Below are 3,179 nucleotides of genomic sequence, written 5' to 3'. Positions count from 1 at the left end.
AAAAAAACTCTATCATACACTATAACAAAATCTGTCTGAACTTCACCTGGACGAATTCCAGTTGGTATTGGCCCATCTTTCTTGGGAGCTGTATTTATTTTATTTTTATCTACTGAGCATCCACCAATCAAAACAATCGATGCAATCAACAACTCTCTGCACCCCTGCATCATCGCCCCCTATAAAATTAATAATGGCCATCATTGGGCACAGCCATCGTCTTTATTATTGATAGACGGCAAAATTACGATGAAATCACCCAGTCTAAGATCAATTCTGGAAAACTTACCCCAAAAAGCAAAACGCCGCACTGTTGCCAGTGCGGCGTTGCCATCCAGCCCCAAGGGGCGTTGGATTACTGAACGGCCGGGACCGAAACGCCGCGGCGGTTCTGGCTCCAAGCGGCTTCGTTCGAGCCGAGCACCGACGGACGTTCCTTACCATAGGAAACGGTCGTCAGACGCGAAGCCGGAACGCCGAGGGCGACCAGATAATCCTTAGCGGCATTGGCGCGGCGTTCGCCGAGCGCCAAGTTGTATTCGCGGGTGCCGCGTTCGTCGGCATGACCTTCGACGGCCAGACGGACCGAAGCATATTGCTTCAGCCAAGCAGCCTGACGTTCCAGGGTGCGACGCGCATCGGCCGACAGGTCGAACTTGTCGTACGCGAAGAAGACGCGATCGCCAACGTTGACGCGGAAATCTTCGATCGAGCCCGGACGAATGCCGGTCGCGGTCGGAGCCGTCGACGTGTTGGTGGTCGGCGTAACAGCGGCCGTGTTGGCCGGCTTGTCGGATTCGCAAGCGGCCAGCAGCAGGGCAGCGGCGGCGATGGGGAGGAGAGCGATACGCATTTTTGTGACCCCTCAGCTCTGAAGGCTGTAGTTGAGTGACGCGAAGGAGAGCCCTTCATCTTCTCCAAGATGACCAAGGACGCACAAAAATGGTGCCCTGCACAACAAGGAGAAACGAGGCGGAATATAGGCAGCTAACCCTAGGGAATCAAGGGGCTCCACGCCGGGTCCGATGCATCGGTGGGCGTCGTAACCTCGCGCAAATTGCGGCCCGTGATATCGACGGACACGAGGCGCGACGATCCGCCCCGCCCTTGGGCATCGGTCGGTTGCTGCCGGAAGAACATCAACACGCGACCATTGGGAGCCCAGGTAGGGCCTTCATCCAAATAGGATTGTGCCAGAATCTTCTCACCCGTTCCATCGGGGCGCATCACCCCAATTTGGAACTGTCCACCCTCCTGTTTCGTGAAGGCGATATAGTCGCCCCTGGGGGACCAGACAGGTGTGTTATAACGGCCACGGCCCGGTGATATTTTTTGCACACCCGAGCCATCGGCGTTCATCACATACAAAGCGGTGACGCCGCCCCGGTCGGAGTTGAACACAATCTTAGTGCCGTCGGGCGAGGCCGAGGGGGAGGTATCGATGGCCGGGCTATCGGTCAGCCGGGTTGCCCGGCGTGTGCGCAGGTCCATCGAGTAGATTTCGGAATTGCCGTTTTCGGCAAAGCTCATCAACACCTTCTGCCCATCGGGGGTGAAGCGCGGCGCAAACGTCATCCCGGAGAAGTTCCCCAGAATTTCCTGCTGCCCGGTATCGATATTATAGAGGTAAACGCGCGGCACGTCGTTGACATAGGCCATATAGGTCAACTCGCGCGCGGTCGGCGAGAAGCGCGGCGTCAGCGCCCGCACCCGCTGCGGATCGGTCAGCGTGCGATAGCCGAACCCATCCTGGTCCATAATCGCCAGTTGCTTGCGCCGATTATCCGCCGGGCCGCTTTCGGCCACGAACACAAGCTGCGTGTCGAAATAGCCGTCTTCGGCGGTCAGGCTCTTATAGATGGCATCCGCAATCTTATGGGCAACGCGGCGCAGACCATCGGTCCCGGCGGCCAACACTTGCCCTTCCATCTGGGCTTCGCCGAACACGTCCCACAGGCGGAACTCGACGCGCATTTGATTGCCTTGCAGCGTGACCGCGCCCGACACCAGCGCCTGCGCATTGATTAGACGCCAATCAGCAAAACGCGGGGCAGTGCCAACCTGCTCGGAGGTTTGCACGAAAGCCTTCGGATCGATGGGCTTGAACAGGCCCGAGCGTTCCAAATCATCCGAGACAATCCGCGTAATGTCGGCCCCAAGCCGCGCATCGCCCGCGAGGTTCATCACCGCAATCGGCATTGGCTGCGGATTGGCGGTATCGATCCGAACCCGTGGCGGTGCCCCCGACGATTGCTGCGCCTCCGCAAACTGCGGCACGGCAAAGAGCGCCAAGACCGCAAACAGCGACGACCGCAGCAAATTCTTGCTGAGACGGGATCGACGACGAGACTCAACGGCAGTTTGCATCATTGCCCCTTATCCTTCGGATTAAAAATCATAATGAGGGTCGCGAGAGTTTAGCTTCTTAAGACGAACGCGATACGCTGTTGCGGGCCAGCACCGATATTCTTCATAGCCCCATATCCTTTGGGTCGAACTCAAGAACCATCGTGTCCCGCCCTGCCGCAACGGGCAACTTATTGCATTGAGGATTCATAAGAGCGCGCATGGCTGCATAGGCAGCGGCCCTATGCTGCGGGGACCGCGTGAATACGGACTTATCCTCAGGTTGCGCGTCGATCACCCGACCATCTGCACCAATCTTGATGACAATAGGTATCATCAAGTTCTTCGCATTCGCTAAACCGGGATCAAAATACCAGCAGGGAGAAATCGTTTTCCGAATGCCATCCTCCTCCGCGCGCGATAGCGGACGGTTCGGGTCGCTCGGCCCAAGGGAGCGCGGCGCAGGGGAGCCAGCAGAAGCTGTCTGCGTTGGGCGCGCGGGGGTGGCGGGCTGGTTCAGCGCCTTGGCGATTGCATCCAGCGCATCCGGCTTTTTCTCGGTCGGCTTAGCGTCCGGCTTCGGCGGAACTTTGGGCGCATCTTTCGGCGTGGGAAGCGTTTTCGACATCATGTCGAAGAAATCTTCCTTCTTCGGTTCCGGTTTCGGCGGCTCGACCTTCTTCACCTCTTCCTTTTTTGGCTCCGGCTTGGGCGGCTCGGGCTTCGGTTCCGGTTTGGGAGGTTCCGGTTTCGGCTCAGGCTTGGGCTCCGGTTTCGGTTCGGGCTTGGGCTCGGGTTTCGGCTCCGGCGGTTTCGGCGGCGGCGGCGGTTTT

At 58.4% G+C, this 3,179-nt stretch carries 4 protein-coding genes; 1 reads left to right on the top strand and 3 read right to left on the bottom strand.

Going from position 1 to position 3,179, the window contains the following annotated elements:
* Positions 1-355: 355 nt before the first annotated feature.
* The 3 genes from pal to VZ95_RS23810 all read right to left on the bottom strand — a co-directional run bounded on the left by pal (position 356) and on the right by VZ95_RS23810 (position 2,977).
* Entirely contained in the window at positions 356-853 is a 498-nt protein-coding gene (pal, locus tag VZ95_RS03800) for a peptidoglycan-associated lipoprotein Pal (protein ID WP_045774694.1), read from the bottom strand.
* A gap of 140 nt (positions 854-993) precedes the next feature.
* Positions 994-2,367: a Tol-Pal system beta propeller repeat protein TolB gene (tolB, locus tag VZ95_RS03795; protein ID WP_045774696.1), complete on the bottom strand. Its 1,374-nt coding sequence runs from the start codon at positions 2,365-2,367 to the stop codon at positions 994-996.
* Positions 2,368-2,470: 103 nt separating this feature from the next.
* The gene (locus VZ95_RS23810; protein WP_232302468.1) at positions 2,471-2,977 is read right to left on the bottom strand and encodes a hypothetical protein; all 507 of its coding nucleotides are present in this window, start codon (positions 2,975-2,977) and stop codon (positions 2,471-2,473) included.
* Between VZ95_RS23810 and VZ95_RS26620 the strand changes: the two genes are divergently transcribed.
* A partial coding sequence (locus VZ95_RS26620) for a hypothetical protein (protein ID WP_052711453.1) occupies positions 2,976-3,179 on the top strand: 204 nt, incomplete at its 3' end. The genes VZ95_RS23810 and VZ95_RS26620 overlap by 2 nt on opposite strands.

It is taken from the genome of Elstera litoralis (assembly GCF_000963705.1).
GTDB lineage: Bacteria > Pseudomonadota > Alphaproteobacteria > Elsterales > Elsteraceae > Elstera > Elstera litoralis.
The sequence above is the reverse complement of the archived record's forward strand: the minus strand, read 5'-3'. Positions and strand labels throughout refer to the sequence as shown.